This is a genomic window from Frankia sp. Hr75.2 (assembly GCF_949319125.1).
In the GTDB taxonomy this organism is placed as follows: domain Bacteria; phylum Actinomycetota; class Actinomycetes; order Frankiales; family Frankiaceae; genus Parafrankia; species Parafrankia soli.
Genome location: NZ_CASGGV010000310.1, coordinates 130708 through 153081, shown reverse-complemented (window position 1 = coordinate 153081; position 22374 = coordinate 130708). Strand labels below are relative to the sequence as shown.

The window sequence follows — 22374 nt, the reverse complement described above, 5'->3', positions numbered from 1 at the left end:
GGCTGCTCCGGGGTGGGCGAAGGTGCGATGGACGGGCCGGTTCGCCGATGTCAGATCCGGGCGGCGACGAGCCCGGTCAGGTCGACGAGCCGGTTGGAGTAACCCCACTCGTTGTCGTACCAGCCGACGACCTTCACCTGGCTGCCGCTGGACATCGTGAGCAGCGAGTCGAAGGTGCACGACGCCGGGGTACCCACGATGTCGGAGGACACGATCGGGTCCTCCGTGTAGACGAGATAGCCCTTCAGCGGGCCTTCCGCCGCCGCCTTGTACGCGGCGTTGATCTCGTCCTTCGACGCGGGACGGGCCAGGTTCACGACAAGGTCGGTGACCGAGCCGTCAAGGACCGGAACACGCATCGCGATGCCGTCGAGCTTGCCCTTGAGGTGCGGGAGCACGAGAGCGGTCGCCTTCGCGGCACCGGTGGTGGTGGGAATGATGTTCTGCGCCGCCGCCCGCGCCCGACGCAGGTCGGAATGCGGGAAGTCAAGGATGACCTGGTCATTGGTGTAAGCGTGGATCGTGGTCATCAGACCACGCTCGATACCGAACGCCTCGTCGAGAACCTTCGCCAATGGCGCGACACAGTTCGTCGTGCAGGAAGCGTTCGAGAGGATATGGTGCTTCGCCGGGTCGTAGACGTCGTCGTTCACGCCCATGACGACCGTGAGGTCCTCACCCTTGGCCGGCGCCGAGATGATGACCTTCTTCGCCCCGGCGGTCAGGTGCTTGCCGGCCGTCTCGGCCGTGGTGAAGCGGCCGGTCGACTCGATCACCACGTCGACGCCCAGGTCAGCCCAGGGCAGGGCGGCCGGGTCACGCTCCGCGAGCACCTTGATCGTGCTGTCGCCGACGCGGATGCCGTCCTCGCCGACGGAGACCGACTCGGGCAGCGTGCCCAGAGTCGTGTCGTACTTCAGCAGGTGCGCGAGCGTCTTGTTGTCCGTCAGGTCGTTGACGGCGACGATCTCCAGATCACTACGCCGGCTGGCTGCAAGCGCCCGCCAGAAGTTACGACCGATTCGCCCGAAGCCGTTGACACCCACCCGCGTAGCCACGTCCAGGACTCCCCTATGCTCGTGTGCCGTCGTGTGCCAGGAGCCTAGCGAGTCGGGACATCATCGGCGGGAATCCGAACCGATCCATGTCGGTCTCCTCACACCGAGCGACCCGGCACACTCGGCATTTGGTTGAATGCCGCGCCGTTTCGACAATCACCCTATCCCATGGGCTTCCACGGCCACGCCGCGTACCGGGTCTCTCCCTGTGCCCCGTCCGTGGTAGCGATTGCGTGCTCAGGCGTTCTCGAACAGCTCCGGCGACACACTCGCCTCGGTGTTGGGGATGCCCAGCGCGTTGGCCCGTTTGTCCGCCAGCGCGAGGAGCCGGCGGATCCGCCCGGCGACGGCGTCCTTGGTGAGCGGCGGGTCCGCGAGCGCGCCGAGCTCCTCCAGCGACGCCTGCGCGTGCTCCAGGCGCAGGCGCCCGGCCGCGAGCAGGTGGTCGGGGGCGTCGTCCCCGAGGATGCGCATCGCCGCCTGCACCCGCGCGCCGGCGGCCACCGCGGCGCGCGCCGAGCGGCGCAGGTTCGCGTCGTCGAAGTTCGCCAGCCGGTTCGCCGTGGCCCGGACCTCGCGGCGCATCCGCCGCTCCTCCCAGGCCATCAGGCTGTCATGCGCACCGATCTTGGTCAGCAGCGCGCCGATGGCGTCCCCGTCCCGGACGACCACGCGGTCGACGCCGCGGACGTCCCGGCTCTTGGCCTGCACGCCCATCCGCCGGGCGGCGCCGACAAGCGCCAGCGCCGCCTCCGGGCCGGGCGAGGTGACCTCCATCGAGCAGGACCGGCCGGGCTCGGTCAGCGAGCCGTGCGCGAGGAACGCGCCCCGCCAGGCCGCCGCCGCGTCGCACGCCGAACCGGTCACCACCTGCGGCGGCAGGCCGCGTACCGGCCGGCCGCGCTGGTCGAGCAGGCCCGTCGACCGGGCGAGCTGTTCCCCGTCCCGCTCGACGCGGACGATGTAGCGCACCGACCGCCGCAGGCCGCCGGCCGCGAGCACGGCCACCGACGACGGGAAGCCGAAGACCTCGGCGATCTCACGCCGCAGCCGGCGCGCGGTGGCGCCGGTGTCGAGCTCGGCCTCCACCACGATGCGGCCGCCGACGATGTGCAGGCCGCCGGCGAACCGCAGCATCGCCGCCATCTCGGCCCGCCGGCAACAGGGCTTGGCCACTCGCAGCCTGCTCAGTTCGTCCTTGACGGTGGCCGTCATCGCCGCCACACCGATCACTCCTTGCATTCGCCGGAGGGGATCCGGTGGCCGGAGCCACCGGTGGATGAGCACCCGACACCCGAGGGGTCGGCACAGGCCGCTCCCGGCTGCCGGCCAGGCCAGGCCCGCTGGCCGTCCATCGGACGGGCCGCCGACGGCACCGCCACGGCGCCGTCCTGCGCGAAGACGGCGCGGAACGCGGCCGCGAGACGTTCGGGGTCGTGCAGCGCGGGTTCACCGGGAACCCGCACGGGTGCGAGGTGGAGCCGGGCGCCCAGGTCCGCGGCCGCGCGGGCCAGCGGGTCCGGGTCGCCGACCGCGGCCGGGTCCGCGATCACCACGTCGAGGCGCAGCCCCGGGACGTGCGTGGCCAGGGCGTGCAGGTGGGCCTCGGGGGTGTAGCCGGCCGTCTCGCCCGGCTGCGCCACGAGGTTGAGCACCATCACCCGGTGGGCGTCGGCGCCCGTGATCGCCGCGCGCATGTCGGGCACGAGCAGGTGCGGCAGCACGCTCGTGTAGAGCGAGCCCGGACCGAGGACGATCCAGTCCGCGGCGGCGGCGGCCGCGAGGGCGGCACCGCAGGCCGCCGGCTCCGCCGGGGCCAGGCGTACCCCGGCCACCCGGCCGGGGGTCGTCGCGACGGCCGCCTGGCCGCGGACCTCCGCGGACTCCCCGGCCCGGTTCGGGTCGAGGCCGGTCACGTCCGCGACGATGTCGATGCCGGCGCATGACAGTGGCAGCACCCGGCCGTCGACGCCGAGCAGCGACGCCGCCAGGTCGAGCGCGGCCACCGGGGAGCCCGCGCGCTCCGCCAGCGCCGTCAGCACGAGGTTGCCGACCGCGTGGCCGGCGAGCGCCCCGCCGCCGCCGAACCGGTGCTGGAAGAGGTCGGCCCACGTCTGGGACCACTCGTCGGCGCCGGCCAGCGCGGCGAGGGCCATCCGCAGGTCGCCCATGGGCAGGGCGCCGAGCTCGGCGCGCAGCCGGCCCGACGAACCACCGTCGTCACCCACGGTAACCACCGCGGTCAGGTGGCGGGTGATCCGGCGCAGCGCGGCCAGCGACGCGGCCAGGCCGTGCCCGCCGCCGAACGCGACGATCGCGGGAGCGTCGGCGGTCACTCGCGGCCCAGATCCCGGTGCACGACCCGGACGCCGACGCCGTCGGCGGCGAGCCGGGCCCCGAGCTGCTCGGCGACGGCGACGCTGCGGTGCTTGCCCCCGGTACAGCCCACCGCCAGGGTCAGGTACCGCTTGCCCTCCCGCACGTACCCCTCGCCGACCAGCCTGAGCAACGCCGTGTACTGGTCGACGAACTCCGTCGCGCCGGGCTGCGCCAGCACGTAGTCGCGGACCTGCGAGTCCCGCCCGGTGTAGGGGCGCAACGCCTCGACCCAGTGCGGGTTGGGCAGGAACCTGCAGTCGGCGACGAGGTCGGCGTCCAGCGGCAGGCCGTACTTGTAGCCGAACGAGATCACGGTGGCGTTGAGCCGGTTGGCGCGCGGCTGGCCGAAGGCGGCGTCGATCTTGGCCCTCAACTCGTGCACGTTGAGGTCGGTCGTGTCGAGGACGAGGTCGGCCTCGCCGCGCAACTCCGCGAGCAGCGTCCGCTCCCGGTTGATGCCGTCCACGACCCGCTCGTCGCCCTGCAGCGGGTGCGGACGGCGGACATGGTCGAAGCGGCGCACCAGCGCGTCGTCGGACGCTTCCAGGAAGAGCATCCGCGGGTGCATGCCGCGCGAGTCCAGTGCCTCCACCGCCGCGCGCAGGTCGGAGAAGAACGCCCGCCCGCGCACGTCGACGACGACGGCGATCCGGCTCACCGCCCCGCCGGAACGGTGCCCCAGCTCGGCCATCGTCGACAGCAGCGCCGGGGGCAGGTTGTCGACGACGAACCAGCCGAGGTCCTCGAGGCACTTGGCCGCCGTGCTGCGGCCGGCACCGGACAGCCCCGTGATGATCGCAAGGTCGAGCGTCGCCGCTGTCACCGGGTCACCCCCGCCGAGCCGATGATCTCACCGGTCAGCGGGTCGACGGCGGGCGCCGGCGCCGCGTCCGTGCCCGGGGCCGACCGCGCCAGAGCGGCGACGATCGCCTCCGCCGTGCGCGGGCCGATGCCCGGCACCTGCGCGATCTCCTCGGCGCCCGCGGCCCGCACCTTCGCCACCGAGCCGAAGTGCCGCAGCAGCGCCTTGCGTCGAGTCTCCCCGAGCCCCGGGACGTCGTCGAGCGCCGAGGCGACCATCGACGTCGACCGCTTCTGCCGGTGGTAGGTGATCGCGAACCGGTGCGCCTCGTCCCGCACGCGCTGGAGCAGGTAGAGGGCCTCGCTCGTCCGCGGGAGGATCACCGGCTCGTCCTGGTCGGGCAGCCAGACCTCCTCCAGGCGCTTGGCCAGCCCGCACAGTGCCACCCCGCCGGGCCCGGACCCGATGCCGAGCTCGTCGAGCGCGCGCGCGGCGGCGGCGACCTGCGGCGGCCCGCCGTCGACGACGACGAGGTTGGGCGGGTAGGCGAACCGCCGGGGCCGGCCGGTCTCGGGAGCCTCGTCGTCGCCGGTGGAGGCGCCCGGGTACTCCTCGAGCTCGCCGGTGCGGGCCCGCTCCGCCAGATAGCGGGAGAAGCGCCGGTGGACGGTCTCGTGCATGCTCGCCACGTCGTCCTGGCCGTCGACCCCGCGGATGGAGAACCGGCGGTACTCCGACTTGCGGGGCAGACCGTCCTCGAAGACCACCATGCTGGCCACGACGTCGGTGCCCTGGGTGTTCGACACGTCGAAGCACTCGATCCGCAGCGGGGCGTCCGGGAGCTCCAGCGCCTCCTGGAGGTCGGCCAGCGCGCGGCTGCGCGCGGTGAGGTCGCCGGCGCGCTTCGTCCGGTGCAGGGTGAACGCCTGCTTGGCGTTGCGTTCGACGGTCTCCATCAGGGTGCGTTTGTCCCCCCGGCGGGGGACGCGCAGATCGACGCGGGCCCCACGAGCCCGTTCGAGGAGCTCGGCGACGGCCTCGGCGTCCGGCGGCAGCTCGGGCACGAGGATCTCGCGGGGGATCTGCGCGGCCGGCGCCGGGTCGGTGGTATTGGCGGTGCCGGCTGTATCAGCGGTATCAGCGGTGCCGGCCGGGCGCACGCCGTCGAGGTACTCCTGGGTCAGGAACTGCTCGACGAGGTCGGCGGTGGTGACGTCCTCGAGCTTGTCGACGACCCAGCCCCGCTGGCCGCGGACCCGACCGCCGCGCACGTAGAAGATCTGGACCGCGGCCTCCAGCTCGTCCTGGGCGAAGGCGATCACGTCGGCGTCGGTGCCGTCGGGCAGGACGACGGCCTGCTTCTCGACCGCGCGGCGCAGCGCCCCGATGTCGTCACGCAGCCGCGCGGCGCGCTCGTACTCCTGCGCCTCGGCCGCGGCCCGCATCTCGCGCTCGAGCCGGCGCAGGTAGCGGCCGGTCTGCCCGGACATGAAGTCGCAGAAGTCGTCGACGATCTGGCGGTGGGCATCGGCGTCGACCCGCCCGACGCAGGGGGCCGAACAGCGGTCGATGTACCCGAGCAGACAGGGACGGCCCACCTGGCCGGCCCGCTTGAAGACCCCGGAGCTGCAGGTGCGCGCGGGGAAGACCCGCAGCAGCAGGTCCAGGGTCTCCCTGATGGCCCACGCGTGCGCGTAGGGGCCGAAGTAGCGCACGCCGCGCCGCTTGGGCCCACGCATCACCTGGAGCCGCGGGAACTCCTCGTACAGCGTCACCGCGAGACTCGGATAGCTCTTGTCATCGCGGTAGCGGACGTTGAAGCGCGGATCGAACTCCTTGATCCAGGTGTACTCGAGCTGGAGCGCCTCGACCTCGGTGGACACCACGGTCCACTCCACGGAACCGGCCGTGGTGACCATGTGCTGGGTCCGGGGGTGCAGCGTGTGGATGTCGGCGAAGTAGTTGGCCAGCCGGGCGCGCAGACTCTTGGCCTTGCCCACGTAAATGACCCGGCCATGTTCGTCGCGGAAGCGATACACGCCCGGGGTCTCGGGGATCGAGCCCGGCGGGGGCCGGTAGGACGCCGGATCAGCCATGAGCCGAGCCTACGGCGACCGTCATCCGGCCTGAGCAGTGCCTGCACGTAGCTATTTCATCACGCTGAGCTTCCATGCTGTCGAGGGCCCCCGTCGCTCACCGATTCCGGCCGTGCGCCGGCACCGCTCCCGAGGAGCGCCGGGCGGCCGGCGGCGCCCGCGTGGAAGGCCCGCCGACCGGCCCGGACGGGCGAGCCGGCACCCACCGACGGGCCGCTACCAGGGCCCGGACGGCGCCGTGTGGCCAACCTGTCGCCGGGCCGATCTCCCGTCCGCCTTCGGTCAGCGCCCGGTCGCCGTATGCTGAAGCGCGTCCACTCGGGTGGCGTCACGAGCGAACTGCTGCGACGGTGTAAACCGGCGAGGCAGTTAAACCGGGTAGATCGGGCCGAGGGAGCCGACGCGTGCAGGTGGAGGACGTCACGACGGAGTTCGTCGTTGACGACGCCCCCAGCCGCGGCAGGATCACCGTTCTGCAGATCACCTGGCGCAGCTGTGACCCGCTGGCGGTCGCGCTGGTACTCGTCTCCCGGCCGGATCATCCCGCGCTCCCGCAGGGCCACTGGGTGGCTCCCCGGGACGCGCTGCGGGCCGGCCTGGACGGCCCGGCACCCGTCGGCGACGGGGACGTCCGCATCACGCCCGAGCCGACCCGGGACGGCATCCGCCTCGAGCTGGCCGACGGCGAGCGCCGGTCGGTGGTCGTCCTGGACGCCGCGCCCGTCCGCCGCTTCCTCGAACGCACCGAGCGGGTCGTGCCCGCCGGCGAGGAGCACCCCGAGGTCGCTCTGGACGCCGTCCTCGACGACCTCCTCCAGACCTGAGCGGGCACGGCCGCGCGCCGTCACAGCGCGGCCGCGCCGGCGAGCTTCGGCCGTGACTTCGGACGGGCGTCGACCCGGTCGCCGAGGATCTCCCGCAGGAAGGCGCCGGTGTGGCTCTCGGGCACCGCGGCGACCGTCTCGGGAGCTCCCTCGGCGATCACCCGGCCGCCGCCCGTCCCGCCCTCCGGGCCCATGTCGATGATCCAGTCGGCGGTCTTGACGACGTCGAGGTTGTGCTCGATGACGATCACCGTGTTGCCGGCGTCAACGAGCCGGCCGAGCACGCCGAGCAGTTTCCGGATGTCCTCGAAGTGCAGGCCGGTGGTGGGCTCGTCCAGCACGTAGACGGTCCGCCCGGTGGAGCGTCGCTGCAGCTCCGAGGCGAGCTTCACCCGCTGCGCCTCACCGCCGGAGAGGGTGGGCGCCGACTGGCCCAGCCGGACGTAGCCGAGGCCGACGTCGTTGAGCGTGCGCAGGTGCCGGGCGATCGCCGGGACCGCCGCGAAGAACTCGGCGGCCTCCTCGATCGGCATGTCGAGCACCTCGGCGATGTTGCGGCCCTTGAAGTGCACCTCCAGCGTCTCCCGGTTGTACCGGGCGCCCGCGCAGACCTCGCACGGGACGTAGACGTCCGGCAGGAAGTTCATCTCGATCTTGATGGTGCCGTCGCCGGAGCAGGCCTCGCACCGGCCGCCCTTGACGTTGAACGAGAACCGGCCCGGCAGGTACCCGCGGACCTTCGCCTCGGTCGTCTCCGCGAACAGCCGGCGGATGTGGTCGAACACGCCCGTGTACGTCGCCGGGTTGGACCGCGGGGTCCGGCCGATCGGTGACTGGTCGACCCGCACCGCCTTGTCGAGGTGCTCGAGGCCGGACACCGTGCGGTGCCGGCCCGGCACCTCGCGCGCGCCGTTGAGATGGTTCGCGAGCACGCTGGCGAGGATGTCGTTGACCAGCGTCGACTTGCCCGAGCCGGAGACGCCGGTGACCGCTACCAGGCAGCCGAGCGGGAACGACACCGTCACGTCCCGGAGGTTGTGCTCCCGGGCGCCGTGCACGGTCAGCGAGCGCGACTTCGTCGGCGCGCGGCGGATGTCGGGCACCGGGATCTGCCGCCGACCGGAGAGGTAGGCGCCGGTCATCGACTCCTCGCTGCTCAGCAGCTCCTCGACCGGGCCGGAGACGACCACCCGGCCGCCGTGCTCACCGGCCCCGGGGCCGATGTCCACCACCCAGTCGGCGGCACGGATCGTGTCCTCGTCGTGTTCCACGACGATCAGCGTGTTGCCGAGATCGCGCAGCCGGACGAGGGTCTGGATGAGGCGGCGGTTGTCCCGCTGGTGGAGGCCGATCGACGGCTCGTCGAGCACGTAGAGCACGCCGACCAGCCCCGAGCCGATCTGGGTGGCGAGGCGGATCCGCTGGGCCTCCCCACCGGCGAGCGTGCCGGCGGAACGGTTCAGGGACAGGTAGTCGAGGCCGACGTCCAGCAGGAAGGCGAGCCGCGCGTCGATCTCCTTGAGGACCCGCCCGGCGATGGCCTGCTCCCGCTCGCTGAGCTCGACGCCGCGCAGGAATGCCGCGCATTCCCCGATCGACATCCCGGAGACCTCGGCGATGGAGCGGCCGCCGAGCGTGACGGCCAGCGACTCCGGTTTGAGCCGGGCGCCCCGGCATGCCGGGCAGGGCACGTCGCGCATGTAGCCCTCGTAGCGCTCGCGGCTGCTGTCGGACTCGGCGTCCGAGTGGCGGCGACGCAGGAAGGCCATCACGCCCTCGAAGGACGTGTAGTAGGAGCGCTTGCGACCGTAGCGGTTCGTGTAGCCGACGTGGATCTCGGTCTCGCCGCTGCCGTGCAGGATCGCCTTGCGGGCGCGCTCCGGCAGCCCCTCCCACGGGGTGTCCATCCGGAAGCTGAGGTCCTCGCTGAGCGCCGTCAGCAGCCGCTCGAAGTACTCCTTGTTGTGCCCGCCGGCCCACGGTTGGATCGCGCCCTCGGCGAGCGAGAGCGTCGGGTCGGGCACGACGAGGTCGGGGTCGACCTCCTTGCGAGTTCCCAGACCCGAACACTCCTGGCAGGCCCCGAACGGCGAGTTGAACGAGAACGACCTCGGCTCCATCTCCTCGAAGGAGAGGTCGTCGTACATGCAGGCCAGGTGCTCGGAGTACATCCGCTCGCGGTCGGGGTCGGCCGGATCCCGGTCGACGAAGTCGAGCAGCACCAGGCCGCTGCCGAGCTTGAGCGCCGTCTCGATCGAGTCGGTGAGGCGGCGCTTGGCCGACTCCTTCGCCGCGAGCCGGTCGACCACGACCTCGATCGTGTGCTTGCGCTGCTTCTCGAGCTTGGGGCGCTCGGTGAGCGCCACGACGGTGCCGTCCACCCGGACCCGGGCGAAGCCGGAGCTCTGCAGCTCGGCGAAGAGGTCGGCGTACTCGCCCTTGCGGCCACGGACGACCGGCGCCAGGACCTGGAAGCGGGTGCCCTCGGGGAGCTCCAGGAGCCGGTCGACGATCTGCTGCGGGGTCTGCCGGGCGATCGGGCGGCCGCACTTCGGGCAGTGCGGGTGGCCGACCCGCGCGTACAGCAGCCGCAGGTAGTCGTAGACCTCGGTGATCGTGCCCACCGTCGAGCGCGGGTTGCGCGAGGTCGACTTCTGGTCGATCGAGACCGCGGGTGACAGGCCCTCGATGAAGTCGACGTCCGGCTTGTCCATCTGGCCGAGGAACTGGCGGGCGTAGGCCGAAAGTGACTCGACGTACCGGCGCTGCCCCTCGGCGAAGATCGTGTCGAAGGCGAGGCTCGACTTGCCCGAGCCCGACAGCCCGGTGAAGACCACCAGGCCGTCCCTGGGCAGGTCGAGATCGACGTCACGAAGGTTGTGCTCACGTGCTCCGCGGACGACAAGACGGTCAGCCATCGTCAGGTCCCTCGTGGTCTTCGGTCGGGTGGGGGTGACAGTCGGATACAGGTGACAGTCAGGTTTGGGTGACATCAGGTGTGGGGGACAACTGTCGCGGCCTGCGGCAGGCATGCTACGGACGGGTTTGCGGCCCGTTACGCGGCCCCGCGGGCAGGCGCCGCGCCCTGGGCCCGGCTCCGCAGCGGCACCGGATCAAACGCGCGTTCGAACACGACCGACGCTACACGCCCGGGCCGACGTGCCCGCACACGGCGGTGCCCGGCTCCGCGCAGGGGAACCCCGCGGGCCACATCCTTGTTCCGTCGAGGACACACGGCGGTCACGCCGATCAGAATGGATGCGCTCCGCGGATCATTCCACGCCGCCCGGCCGCCACCACGGCGGTCCGGCCACGGACGGATCCGCGCGGACCAGTCCACGGAGAGATCGAGGAGAACCGTGATGAACATCGGCGCCGGATACACGGGCGAGGTCACCGTCGGCGGGCCGGCGGACACCCGCGAGCTCCCGGACCTCACGATCACCAAGGTGGCGGTCGGCCCGTTCGACAACAACTGCTATCTCCTGCGCTGCGCCGCCACCGGCGAGCAGCTGCTCGTCGACGCGGCGAACGAGACCGACACGCTGCTACGCCTCGTCGGCGACAGCGGGTTGGCCACCGTGGTGACGACCCACCGGCACGCCGACCACGTCCAGGCGCTCGAGGAGGTCGTCGCCGCGACCGGGGCCCGCACCGTGGCGCACCCGCTCGACGCGCCCGCCATCCCGGTCCCGACGATGGACCCGGTCGTCGACGGCGACGAGGTGCACGTCGGCGAGGTCACGCTGCGGGTCGTGCACCTCGTCGGGCACACGCCCGGCTCCGTGGCCCTGCTCTACGACCAGGACGGCGACGCCCCGCACCTGTTCACCGGCGACTGTCTGTTCCCCGGCGGCCCAGGGAACACCTTCGGGGACGCCGCCGCCTTCGCCACCCTGATGGACGGCCTCGAGGCCAAGGTGTTCGGTCCGCTGCCCGACCGGACATGGATCTACCCGGGCCACGGAAAGGACACAACACTCGGCGCCGAGCGCCCGCACCTGGCCGAGTGGCGCTCCCGCGGCTGGTGAGACGGCGATCGGTCGCACCCGGCCCGGCGGTCAGCCGTATCTGACAGTCGGCTGTATCTGACAGTCAGCGGTACCCGGCGGTCACCTGTGGCGACCGGTCCGCGCGGGACGTGCGGGACGCCCGGGGCGCCGGCACCTGCCCGGGCGCGGCGGTGTCCATCCGACCCAGGTCACGGCGGGTGGCGACCGGAACGGCCCGCCAGCGGGACTGGGTGGCGGGCTCCCAGCGAGGCTGGACCAGCCCCGTCGCGACGCCGGACAGGATCCTCGACGCGCGCAGCGCGTCGTGGGTCCGGCCGGTCGCGAGCTTGCGCAGCGCCAGCGCCGCCAGCTGCGCCACGTGGACGGCGAGCCAGCCCCGCCCGAGCGTGTCGCCGTGGCGCCGCGCGTAGATGGCGGCCGAACGGCCGAGTTCGGCGTACATCAGGCCGGCGCGGCCGACGGTCCCGCCGCCGACGTGGGTGACATGGCAGCAGTCGTCGATCCACGCGATGCGGCCACCGGACGCGTGCAGCCGGGCGAAAAGGTCCGTTTCCTCATAGTACATCCAGTAGGACGGGTCGAAACCGCCCATCCGGAGGAACTCCTGGGTACGGATCGCGAAGAACGCCCCGACGGGATAGCAGAGCTCGGGCCAGCGTTCCACCGCGGCGGCCTCACCGCGCACCGCCGTGTACGCATTCGTACGGATACTCGGAAGCACCGCCGTGCTCCGGCCGGAGAGGCCGGTCTCGGCCTGCACCGGGAAACCCACCACGTCCGCGTCGGCGGGTATCGAACCGAGGATATCGGGAAGCAGGTCCCTGGTCCGCTCAGGCATGGTCACGTCGCTGTTCACGACGAGCAGCCACTCGGGCGGGGACGCGGGCCGCGGCTCCTGCGCCGGGCCGGGGCGCAGCGCACGGAGCACGGCGATGTTCACAGCCGTGCCATATCCGACATTCCCGTGCCCCTCGTACAGCTCAACGCCCGCGGGCAGGTCTTCGTGCACTGTGCCGGGCCGGTTCTCGACCAGCGCGACCCGGCAGCCGGTAACCCCGGCCAGGGTCGCCAGAAGACAGTGGAGCTGGGGTGATCCACCATAGGAGACAACAACGGCCAGAAGGTTATGCATAGTCCGCCTTGAAGGAGAAACAGAGGGATTCGGGAAGCTCGGACGATCCCGGCAGCCTCAAAACACTAACGCGAGCGCCACACTGTCGCCCACATGACAATCGGCGCGTCGCCGAGTCATCAATTCGTATTAATAATAGGTAGCTCTCGTCGGCCGGTACGCCGCTGCCGGACCATGCCCGAGCGGGGGCGGCCGGCGCTCCACCTGAAGCGTGTTGCGCCAGCAGCGCAGGGGCTGGCTCGGCCAACTCGCTTCGACGGTCCGCGGACCCGGTCGGGCCGACCTCGCCCCGGCGGGTGATCGGCGGGCAACGGAGACATCGCCGTGGCACCGTGTTTGCCATGGTCCGCGCCCTGCTGCCGCCGGTGGCCCTCACCGAGACGCAGGCCGCGGCAGTGATGGCGGCGCTGGCCGCGCTCCAGGACGGGCCGTTCGCCGCTGACGCCGCCGACGCGCTGGGCGCCGTCCTCGACGCGCTGGGCGTGACCGGCACGGCCGCCCGCGAGGAGCTCACCGAAAAGGCACGGCGGATCGGCACGGACCCGGTCCGCGCCCCGCGGGGGCCGGTGGCCACCGTTGTCGAGGCGGCTCTGCTCGACGGAGTCGTCATCACGATCGACTACGTCGACGCCGCCGGCGCGGTCAGCGAGGGACGTCCGGTGGAGCCCCGGCTGATCGGTTTCACCGGGGGCCACTGGTACCTGTTCGCGTGGTGCCTGCGCCGGGGCGGCCCACGCTGCTTCCGGTGGGACCGGATCACGCGCGCGGAGGCGACGCGGACCCCGGTCCAGGAACGCGACACGATCGCGGCCTTCGGGATCCCGCCCACCGGGACCCACCCCGCTCCCGCCCGTCGACCCGCCTGAACCGGGTCCGCCTCGCCGGCGGCGGCTAGCGTCCCTAGTCCGCCGCGTTGGCCGCCGGTGCGTCGGCCCGGGTGTCCGTGCCGGTCACCAGACGACCGCCGTCGCCGGCCTCACTGACTCCGCCGGCCCCACTGAGCCCGCCGACCTCACTGGACCCGCTGAGGCCGCCGGCCCCACCGGCGTGGCCGTCCTGGCCGCCGTCGCCGTTCTCGGCGGGCGGCTCCGTCGTCAGCGACCAGACGATCGACCCGGCCAGCACGACCGCGATCACCGCGAGGGACAGCCAGATCGGCATGTGCCAGACGTCGGTGAGCAGCATCTTCACCCCGATGAAGGCAAGGATCACGGCGAGCCCGGTCGCCAGGTGGTGGAACTTCTCCATCAGCCCGGAGAGGAGGAAGAACAGCGACCGCAGGCCGAGGATGGCCAGCGCGTTGGCGGTGTAGACGAGGAAGGTCTCGTTCGTCACGCCGAGCGCCGCGGGCACCGAGTCGAAGGCGAACAGGACGTCCGCGGTCTCGACCGCCACCAGCACGGCGAGCAGCGGCGTGGCGATCAGCTTGCCCGCGCGCCGCAGGATGAAGTGCTGCCCCTGGTAGGTGTCCGTCACCGGGATCACCCGACGCAGCAGCCGGACGGCCCTGCTCTGCCCGGGGTCCATGTCGACGCCGTCGTCGCGGACCATCTTGAACGCCGTGTACAGCAGGAAGGCGCCGAAGATGTAGATCACGAAGCTGAAGTTCTCGAGCAGCGCGATGCCGGCCGCGATGAACAGGAAGCGCAGCACCAGAGCGCCCAGCACGCCGTAGAACAGCACGCGGTGCTGGTACTCCCGCGGGACCTTGAAGTACGAGAAGATCAGCGCGAAGACGAACAGGTTGTCGACCGAGAGGCTCTTCTCGAGCAGGTAGGCCGCCGCGTACTCGCCGGCCGCGCCGGGGCCCTGCCAGGCCCAGATGACGAAGGCGAAGGCGACACCGAGCGACACCCAGCCAACGCTCCACCACGCGGCCTCCCTGAAGCCGATGACGTGCGCCCTGCGGTGCGCGATCAGGTCGATGGCGAGCAACAGGAGCAGGCCGCCAATGAAGGCGGCCCAGGCCCAGGCGGGCACATCCACGGAATCTCCTTTGGGTGGTACGGGGGGGTCGCGGCCGGTGGCCGCGGTCACCGGCGGGGCTCACGGGCCCCGCCGGGAATGCTGTGCTCTGGTCCGCCGGGCGCCGTTGCCAGCAGCGTGACCAGAGCGGGTTCAGGACGGGCCGCCAGGCCCGCGCGCCGAGGGGGCCACTCAGGCCCGGCGACGGCGGGGACGTCCGCCGGGAACCCGGCGGGACCGGGCTCCCGGCGCGACCGGTGAGCTCACCGGCGACGGCGGCCGAAGCCGGTCGGGGTGACCACCCGGCCGTGCAGCGGCGTGGTCTCCAGCGCCCGGGCCAGTTCGCCCGGGCCCACGGTGCCCACCATCCCGGGCAGGCCGTCCGGGCCGTCGGCGACGACGACGATCACGCCCGCGGCGGGCCGGTGCGCCAGCCGCGACGCGACCGCGGCGAGCGGCTCCTCCGGACGGGCGGTGGCGACCCGGTCCAGCGGGATGGTCACCCGGGCCACCCGGGCCAGGTCGCGGTCGTCCGCGGGCACCGCGGCCAGATCACGCAGCAGGGTGACGCCGATCAGCGGCCCGGCGAAGTCCCGGACCCCGAACACCGAGGCGCGGGACGGGAGCACGGTCTCGTCCAGCGCGGCGGCGACCGTCTTCCAGGACGGCAGCGCCTCCGGGGCGGGGATCATCACGTCACGGACGAAGACCCCGCGCAGCGCGGCAGAGGTGCGCTCCTGCGTCTGCGCGAGCCGGGACGTCCCGAGCGCGAGCCAGCCGAGGAGAATCGCCCACAGGCCGACCAGCCCGATCAGGAAGGTGGCCGCCGCACCGAAGACGATCAGGGTCCACCCGGTGATGACACCCGCGCGGGCCACGGCCGCTTCCGCGGCCGCCTCGTCACCGGTGCGGCGCAGGACCCGGGCGGCGAGGATCCGCCCGCCGGCGCTGCGCGGTGCGGGCAGCAGGTCGACGACGGTGATGAGCAGGGCGAACGTGCCGACCCAGAGCGCCAGCTCGCCGACCAGGGCGAGCGTTCCGCCGGGGGCGAGCGCGCCGGCGGCGACCAGCACCATCCCGGCGAGGGCCGTCACCGTCAGGCCCGCACGGGCGACGGCGGCGTCGGCGAGTGCGTCACCGGTGGCCGGGGCGAGCGGGTCACCGGAACCGGCCGGGCCGGTTCCGCCCAACGGGCCGGTACCGCTCAGCGGGCTGCCGTCGCCCCGGTCCGTCGAGCGGTCGCGTGCGGGTGCGAGGCCCAGCCGGCTCCCGAAGGCGCCGAGGGTGATCCCGGTGACCGTGATCCCGGCCCTGCGCGCGGCGGCGGCCCGGGCCAGGTCGGCCCCGAGCAGGATCGCGACGAGCAGACCCGCGCCGAGCACGCCCCCACTGAAGTAGGCGAAGCCCGGACGGCCCGGCACGGTGGCGGGGAGGGTGAGCGCGCCGAGCAGCACCGTCACGACCGCCACGGACACGAACAGGCCTGGGCGCACTGCGATCGGCGGCAGCGCCGTGGGGCGGGAGCCGTCCTTCGTGGACATGTCTCGGGTAGATCCTTTGCCTTTCACCGTCAGTCACTTCCGTCGGGGGCTTTGTGTTGCCGTGGTGGCACCTGGGCGGGGCGATGATCGCGGCGCCGGGCGGCCGACGGGCGGTGCGGGGATCGTCCCCGCGAGGGGCCGGATCCGCTCCGCGTCGGCCTGCCGTGGGCGCCCCGCAGGGCTCCGTACCAGGCTCAACGCTCAGCCTGCCCTTCGGTGTCCCGGCAGACACCGTCCGGAGTCCGCGACTTTGTCTACGATTTCCTTGCCGATACTCGGCAGCCGAGCGGGGGGAGAGCATGAGGTGACGAAACGGGATCAAACATCCAGGCCGGTCTTCCCGGACGACGACCAGCCAGCCGGGCTGCCCGGTACCAGCCTCACCCGGCTCCCCCGGGCCGCCGTGCTCGCGGCGGCCGACGCCCGCCTGCACGCCGGCCTGCTGGGCAACTATCTGGAGGTGCTCGCCTCCGCGGCCGACAGCGGCCGGCGGCTGTCCCGCGCCGAGCTCGACGTCTTCCGGGCGCTCGGCCAGGCCGCCGCCGAGTCCGGCGCCTCGCTGCCGGCGCTCGTCGACCTCTACCTCTCCGCGACCTGGCGGATCTGGCCGTCGCTGCCCGTCGTCCGCCAGGCCGACCGGGACGCGCGCGACCTGGGACGGACGCTGCCGGCGGTCCTGGACGGGCGGGTGCCGGCCGTCGCCCACGCCGAGCACTCCCAGCACACCGAGGACGGCGGTGATCCCACCGATCTCAGCGGGCTGACCGTCGGGGCGGTCTCGCGAACCCGCGCGGCGGCGTCGGCCGTCCTGCGGGCCAGCGACGACGCGGTCGCGGCGGTGTGCGAGGGCTACGAACGGGCCCGTGCGGCGCGGGCGCGCTCGGAGGAGGCGATGCGCCGCGAGCTGGTGGACGACCTGCTCACCGGCACCTCCGAGCTCGGGCCGCTGCTCGAGCGGGCGGCCGCCTTCGGGCTCCGGCTGGAGGCGCCGCACGTCGTCCTCGTCGCGGCGGGCGGGCGGCGCTTCCTGGACGGGCGGGCGGTCGTGCGCGGGATCGAGGAGGCGCTGCGCGCGCAGTGCGCCACGGAGCCCCTTGTCGCGACCAAGGACGGGCTGCTCGTCTGCGTCGTCCCGCAGGAGACCGACCTGATCCTGCCCGTCCCGCCCACGGCGGCGATCACGCCGGACGACGGCGCCGCACCGGACCGTCGCCCCGCCGCCGGCCCGACGGCCGGGTCGGCCAGGGCCGGGGTGACCAGCGTGAGCGATCCCACGTCGGGACGACACCATCCTGTGCATCACCCCGTGCACGCCCGGCCGGACGGCGGCTCCGGGCACCCGAGGGCCGACCGGCCGACCCTCGACCGGGAGATCGCACGCCCACGGACCACGGCGCCGCGGGGCCGGCGCCGGATGGATCCGCCCGGCCCCGGCGACGCCGGGTTCGCTCCGCTGCCGGCGTTCTCCCCCGCGGACGCGGCGCCGTCCACCGCCATCAGGGCGGTCACCGGGCGGCTGGGGGTGGAACCGGAGCTCGTGTGGCGGCTTGGGGTCAGCCGGCCCCGCAGCGGCGTCGCCGGCGTGCGCATCGGCTATGAGGAGGCCCGCAACGCCGTCGAGCTGGCCGGGCGGATGCGGCTGGACGGGCAGGTCGTGCACGCCGACGACCTGCTCATCTACAAGGTGCTGCTCCGTGACCGGGAACCGCTGGAGGAGCTCGTCGAGGCGGTGCTCAGCCCGCTGCGGGCGGCGCGGGGCGGCGCGGGACCGCTGATCGAGACGCTCGACGCCTACTTCGCGACCGGCGGCGTGGCGCTCGCGGCGGCCCGCCGGTTGCACCTGTCGGTGCGCGCGCTCACCTACCGGCTCGACCGCATCCACGCCCTGACCAGGCATGACCCGACCTCTCCGACGGACCGGTACGTCCTGCAGACCGCGGTGCTCGGTGCCCGGCTGCTCGGCTGGGAGGGCACCTCGCGCTGAGGGACACCGCCGCGTGGGGCCGCCGGGTGCCACCGCCGAGGTGGCCGGGGACCGCCGCCGGGAAACTGTCGGAGGCGTGTGGTGTTCTGGAACTCGTGAGCACAACGTTCGAACGCCCCACCACGGACTTCCAGCGCTCGGCCGCGCCGTTCGAGGTCGTCTCGGATTTCGCCCCCTCAGGCGACCAGCCGGCGGCGATCGAGGAGCTGGCCCGCCGCGTGCGGGCCGGCGAGAAGGACGTCGTGCTCCTGGGCGCGACGGGCACCGGCAAGTCGGCCACCACCGCCTGGCTCGTGGAACGCCTGCAGCGCCCGACCCTGGTGATGGCGCCCAACAAGACACTGGCCGCCCAGCTCGCGAACGAGTTCCGTGAGCTGCTGCCGAACAACGCCGTCGAGTACTTCGTCTCCTACTACGACTACTACCAGCCCGAGGCGTACATCGCGCAGACCGACACCTACATCGAGAAGGACTCCTCCATCAACGAGGAGGTCGAGCGGCTGCGCCACTCGGCGACGATGAACCTCCTCACCCGGCGCGATGTGGTCGTCGTCGCCAGCGTGAGCTGCATCTACGGTCTGGGCACCCCCCAGGAGTACATCGACCGGATGGTCCGGCTGCGCGTCGGCGACGAGATCGAGCGCGACCGCCTGCTGCGCCGCTTCGTCGACGTCCAGTACGCCCGCAACGACCTCGCCTTCACCCGCGGAACGTTCCGCGTGCGTGGCGACACCATCGAGGTGTTCCCGGTCTACGAGGAGCTCGCGGTCCGGATCGAGATGTTCGGCGACGAGATCGAGCGCCTGACCTACCTGCACCCGCTCACCGGGGAGATCGTCCGGGAGTCCCAGGAGGTCTTCGTCTTCCCCGCCACCCACTACGTCGCCGGGCCGGAGCGGATGGAGCGGGCGATTGCCGGCATCGAGGCGGAGCTCACCGACCGGCTGGCCGAGCTGGAGGGCCAGGGCAAGCTGCTGGAGGCGCAGCGGCTGCGGATGCGCACCACGTACGACATCGAGATGATGCGCCAGGTCGGCTTCTGCTCCGGCATCGAGAACTACTCCCGGCACATCGACGGCCGGGCCGCCGGCACGGCCCCGCACACCCTGCTCGACTACTTCCCGGACGACTTCCTGCTGGTCATCGACGAGTCGCACGTCACCGTGCCGCAGATCGGCGGCATGTACGAGGGCGACATGTCCCGCAAGCGGAACCTGGTCGACCACGGCTTCCGGCTGCCGAGCGCCATCGACAACCGGCCGCTGCGCTGGGAGGAGTTCCTGGAGCGCATCGGCCAGACGGTGTACCTCTCTGCGACTCCGGGCCCCTACGAGCTGGGGCGCGGGGACGGCGTCGTCGAACAGATCATCCGGCCGACCGGGCTGCTCGACCCGGAGATCGTGCTGAAGCCGACCAAGGGCCAGATCGACGATCTCGTGCACGAGATCCGGATCCGCGCGGAACGCGACGAGCGGATCCTGGTCACCACGCTGACCAAGAAGATGTCCGAGGATCTCACCGACTACCTGCTCGAGCTCGGCATCCGGGTGCGCTACCTGCACAGCGAGGTCGACACACTGCGCCGGGTCGAGCTGCTGACCGAGCTGCGCCGCGGCGAGTTCGACGTGCTCGTCGGCATCAACCTGCTCCGCGAGGGCCTCGACCTGCCCGAGGTGTCGCTGGTGGCCATCCTCGACGCCGACAAGGAGGGCTTCCTGCGCTCGGACAAGTCCCTGATCCAGACCATCGGCCGGGCCGCCCGCAACGTCTCCGGCCAGGTCCACATGTACGCAGACAAGATCACTCCGTCGATGAGCAAGGCCATCGAGGAGACGAACCGGCGCCGGGAGAAGCAGATCGCCTACAACACCGAGCGCGGTCTCGACCCTCAGCCGCTGCGCAAGAAGGTCGTCGACATTCTCGAGGACATGGTCCGCGAGTCCGCGGGCGAGGAGATGATCGGCGGCGGTGGCCGGGCGCAGTCCCGTGGCAAGGCCCCGGTACCCGGGATGAAGTCGAAGGCGGGGGACGCGGTCGGCCGGTACGCGGCGGAGCTCGCCGGCATGCCGCGCCACGAGCTCGCCCAGCTCATCCGCCAGCTCGACGACCAGATGCACGAGGCCGCCAAGGAACTGCAGTTCGAGCTGGCGGCCCGCCTGCGCGACGAGGTCAACGAGCTGAAGAAGGAGCTGCGCGGGATGGACGCCGCGAACGTCCGGTAGCCGCGCGAACGCCCGGCGCCGGAACCGGGCCGGGGGCCGGGCCACCGGCGGAACCCGGGTGCCTGGCCGGGCCGGGGTCAGGCCGCGCGGCGGGCGTGTACCTCGAGGCGGACGTAGTCGATGGCGGGCCGGGGCAGCCGCTCGGCGACCGCCCGGACGAAGGCCGCGCGCTCGTCGGCGCCCAGCCTGACCAGGTGCGCGCCGAGCACGACCGTCTCCAGGTAGTCGTGCAACGCAGCCGGACCGTCGAACTGGGCGGTCTCGGCGCGCAGCCGGGCCTCGATGTCGACGAAGCCGGCCGCGGCGAGGCGCCGCTCCGTCTCGGCCGGCGCCGCGAAGTTCCACACCTGCGGAACCTCTCCGAGCACCGCCGCCAGGGCCGCCTGGACGGAGGCGATGTTGCCGTGGCCGCCGCAGTCGACCGAGAGCCTGCCCCCCGGCCGCAGGATCGCCGCGAGGTTGTCGAACACCCGCTGGTGATCGGCTATCCAGTGCAGGACGGCCACGCTCAGCACGGCGTCGACCGGCTCGGCGATCGGCAGCGGGTCGAGCAGGTCCGCCGCGAGAATGGTGAGCCGTTCGGTGTCAGGCAGCCGTGCGCGGAGCTGGTCGAGCATGCTCGCCGATGCATCGACGGCGATGACCCGGCCGCGCGGGAGCGCCTCGAGCAGCGCCGCGGTGTCCCGCCCGGTGCCGCAGCCGGCGTCCAGCACGGTCTCACTGCCGGTCAGCGCGAGCCGGGCGAGCGTGCGCTGCCCCCACAGCTCGTGCGGCAGCCGCAGCCGGCCGTAGGCGGCCGCGTCCCACTCCCAGGCCACGGCGCTCAGGAGCCGGGGCCGACGGAGGGCTCGGCCAGCCCGGCGTCACGCCGGTGCAGCAGCTCCCCCCACACCTCGCCCACGCGTTTCCGCAGGTCGTCGAGCGACCCGCTGTTGTCGACCAGGATGTCGGCGACCGCCCGCCGCTGCTCGTCGGTGGCCTGGGCAGCCATCCGGGCCTCGGCCTGGTCGCGGGCGAGACCTCGCCGGGCGAGCCGCTCCAGACGCAGCTCGCGTGGTGTCTCGACGACCACGATCGCGTCGTAGCCGGGGCGCGGTCCGCCCTCGACCAGCAGCGGGATGTCGTGGATCACGACGGCGTCCGGCGACGCGGACGCGATCCGGGCCGCCATCTCCGCCCGGATCAGCGGATGGGTGATCGACTCGAGCCGCCGCCGGCTCGCCTCGTCGGCGAACACCACACGCCCCAGCGCCTCCCGGTCGAGGGCGCCGTCCGCCAGCAGCACGGACGGCCCGAACGCCTCGGCGACGGCGGCGAGGCCGGGCGTCCCGGGGGCGACTACCTCGCGGGCGATCCGGTCGGCGTCCACCAGATGGGCGCCGTGTTCCACCAGGAGTTCAGACACGGCGCTCTTGCCCGACCCGATTCCGCCCGTGAGGCCCACAATCAGCACCAGCCGAGTCTGCCAGGAGCCCCTCGTGCCCGCGACGGGTCCGCGCGGCGCCGGGCCGGCCGCGCGGGTTGGCACACTGGACGGGTGGCGCCCACCCGCAGCGAGCCCGGCCGTGCCGGGCCTGACCGTGCCGGGCCTGTCCGCGCCGGGCCTGACCGCGCCAGGTCCGGCCGGGCAGAGTGGACGCGGGCGGCGATTGCCCGGGGCTGGCCGGCGCTGCTCACCGGCAGCCTGCTCGCCGCCGGCACGGTGGGCCTGGTGCTGCTGCCCACGCTCGCGAGCTCCGCTCCCCTGCTACTCATCGCGCTGCGGCCGACGGTCTCCGTCCTCATACTGGTCGGCGGCAACGTCGCGTTCCTGCCCGCACTGCTGATCGCCACGGTGCTCCGGACCCTGCTCGACCTCGGGTACTTCGGCCTGGCCCGCTACAACGTCCGGTCGCTCCTGCTGCGCCGGGTCGGCACCAGCCGGCTGGTCACCGTCCTGTCGCGGCACGGCGCGCAGCGGGGCCTGCTGTGGTTCTGCCTGATCAACACGAACGTGGCCGTCGACGCGGCGTTGGGCACCGGGTCGGTGTCGATGCGCCGGTTCCTGCGGTTCCTCGTCCCCGGTTCGATGACCTCCTCGGCGCTCTACCTGTCGGCGGGCAGCGCCCTCGGGCCGTGGACCAGCGACCTGGTCCGCTGGCTCGACAACCACGCGAGCCTGCTCATCATCGGCGGCATCGCGCTGGCCTGCGCCCACGCCGCGGTGGTCATGGTGACCCGCCGGGTGCGCGCCGGGCGACGTCCGGCCCCGGCCACCAGCCCGCCGGTCAGCAGCCCGCCGGTGAGCGTCGAGGACGTCCACTAGAAAAGGCCGGACAGGCACGAGGGACGGTTCGGCGACAGCGTATATCCGCGCCG

At 72.9% G+C, this 22374-nt stretch carries 17 protein-coding genes; 6 read left to right on the top strand and 11 right to left on the bottom strand.

The genetic code is table 11. The features are described from left to right. Positions 1–50: 50 nt before the first annotated feature. The 5 genes from gap to uvrC all read right to left on the bottom strand — a co-directional run bounded on the left by gap (position 51) and on the right by uvrC (position 6335). Complete coding sequence (gene gap / locus AC559T_RS26945) at positions 51–1058, bottom strand: type I glyceraldehyde-3-phosphate dehydrogenase (protein WP_020459667.1); 1008 nt, start codon at positions 1056–1058, stop codon at positions 51–53. Between the two features lie 237 nt (positions 1059–1295). Further along, a complete protein-coding gene (gene whiA, locus AC559T_RS26940; protein WP_041255728.1) occupies positions 1296–2282 on the bottom strand; it encodes a DNA-binding protein WhiA in 987 nt (328 codons plus the stop codon). Between the two features lie 5 nt (positions 2283–2287). Further along, positions 2288–3394 carry a gluconeogenesis factor YvcK family protein gene (locus AC559T_RS26935; RefSeq protein ID WP_368952401.1) on the bottom strand — a complete coding sequence of 369 codons (1107 nt, stop codon included), beginning with the start codon at positions 3392–3394 and terminating at the stop codon, positions 2288–2290. Beyond that, a complete protein-coding gene (gene rapZ / locus AC559T_RS26930) occupies positions 3391–4260 on the bottom strand; it encodes an RNase adapter RapZ (RefSeq protein WP_020459664.1) in 870 nt (289 codons plus the stop codon). The genes AC559T_RS26935 and rapZ overlap by 4 nt, the downstream gene beginning before the upstream one ends. Continuing rightward, positions 4257–6335 carry an excinuclease ABC subunit UvrC gene (uvrC, locus tag AC559T_RS26925; protein WP_498870500.1) on the bottom strand — a complete coding sequence of 693 codons (2079 nt, stop codon included), beginning with the start codon at positions 6333–6335 and terminating at the stop codon, positions 4257–4259. The genes rapZ and uvrC overlap by 4 nt, the downstream gene beginning before the upstream one ends. 404 nt (positions 6336–6739) lie before the next feature. Here uvrC and AC559T_RS26920 point away from each other — a divergent pair, with 404 nt between their 5' ends. Beyond that, positions 6740–7159 (top strand): SsgA family sporulation/cell division regulator, encoded by a 420-nt coding sequence (locus AC559T_RS26920; RefSeq protein WP_020459662.1) that lies wholly within the window; start codon positions 6740–6742, stop codon positions 7157–7159. A gap of 20 nt (positions 7160–7179) precedes the next feature. Here AC559T_RS26920 and uvrA read toward each other — a convergent pair whose 3' ends face one another. Then, a complete protein-coding gene (uvrA, locus tag AC559T_RS26915) occupies positions 7180–10077 on the bottom strand; it encodes an excinuclease ABC subunit UvrA (RefSeq protein ID WP_112107419.1) in 2898 nt (965 codons plus the stop codon). Between the two features lie 444 nt (positions 10078–10521). Here uvrA and AC559T_RS26910 point away from each other — a divergent pair, with 444 nt between their 5' ends. Then, positions 10522–11190, top strand: coding sequence for an MBL fold metallo-hydrolase (locus tag AC559T_RS26910; RefSeq protein WP_071065520.1), 669 nt, complete (start codon positions 10522–10524; stop codon positions 11188–11190). A 64-nt stretch (positions 11191–11254) separates the two neighbouring features. Here AC559T_RS26910 and AC559T_RS26905 read toward each other — a convergent pair whose 3' ends face one another. After that, positions 11255–12304: a glycosyltransferase family 2 protein gene (locus AC559T_RS26905; RefSeq protein ID WP_112107415.1), complete on the bottom strand. Its 1050-nt coding sequence runs from the start codon at positions 12302–12304 to the stop codon at positions 11255–11257. Positions 12305–12645: 341 nt separating this feature from the next. Between AC559T_RS26905 and AC559T_RS26900 the strand changes: the two genes are divergently transcribed. Continuing rightward, on the top strand, positions 12646–13170 hold the full coding sequence (locus tag AC559T_RS26900) for a helix-turn-helix transcriptional regulator (RefSeq protein ID WP_498870499.1): 525 nt from the start codon (positions 12646–12648) through the stop codon (positions 13168–13170). Positions 13171–13204: 34 nt separating this feature from the next. Here AC559T_RS26900 and AC559T_RS26895 read toward each other — a convergent pair whose 3' ends face one another. Continuing rightward, positions 13205–14290, bottom strand: a complete 1086-nt coding sequence (locus AC559T_RS26895) for a TerC family protein (protein WP_112107410.1) — start codon at positions 14288–14290, stop codon at positions 13205–13207. A 242-nt stretch (positions 14291–14532) separates the two neighbouring features. Then, positions 14533–15810 carry a peptidase M50 gene (locus AC559T_RS26890; protein ID WP_498870498.1) on the bottom strand — a complete coding sequence of 426 codons (1278 nt, stop codon included), beginning with the start codon at positions 15808–15810 and terminating at the stop codon, positions 14533–14535. A gap of 304 nt (positions 15811–16114) precedes the next feature. Here AC559T_RS26890 and AC559T_RS26885 point away from each other — a divergent pair, with 304 nt between their 5' ends. Together AC559T_RS26885 and uvrB are read left to right on the top strand one after the other, a co-directional pair. Continuing rightward, positions 16115–17794, top strand: coding sequence for a helix-turn-helix domain-containing protein (locus tag AC559T_RS26885; RefSeq protein ID WP_498870497.1), 1680 nt, complete (start codon positions 16115–16117; stop codon positions 17792–17794). Between the two features lie 95 nt (positions 17795–17889). Further along, entirely contained in the window at positions 17890–20016 is a 2127-nt protein-coding gene (uvrB, locus tag AC559T_RS26880; protein ID WP_112107398.1) for an excinuclease ABC subunit UvrB, read from the top strand. Between the two features lie 77 nt (positions 20017–20093). On the opposite strand, the gene AC559T_RS26875 is transcribed toward uvrB, so the two are convergent. Then, positions 20094–20834 carry a class I SAM-dependent methyltransferase gene (locus AC559T_RS26875; RefSeq protein WP_112107395.1) on the bottom strand — a complete coding sequence of 247 codons (741 nt, stop codon included), beginning with the start codon at positions 20832–20834 and terminating at the stop codon, positions 20094–20096. 5 nt (positions 20835–20839) lie between these two features. After that, positions 20840–21460: a dephospho-CoA kinase gene (coaE, locus tag AC559T_RS26870; protein ID WP_112107392.1), complete on the bottom strand. Its 621-nt coding sequence runs from the start codon at positions 21458–21460 to the stop codon at positions 20840–20842. 93 nt (positions 21461–21553) lie between these two features. Between coaE and AC559T_RS26865 the strand changes: the two genes are divergently transcribed. Continuing rightward, positions 21554–22321, top strand: coding sequence for a hypothetical protein (locus tag AC559T_RS26865; RefSeq protein ID WP_498870496.1), 768 nt, complete (start codon positions 21554–21556; stop codon positions 22319–22321). The last annotated feature ends 53 nt before the right edge of the window (positions 22322–22374 follow it).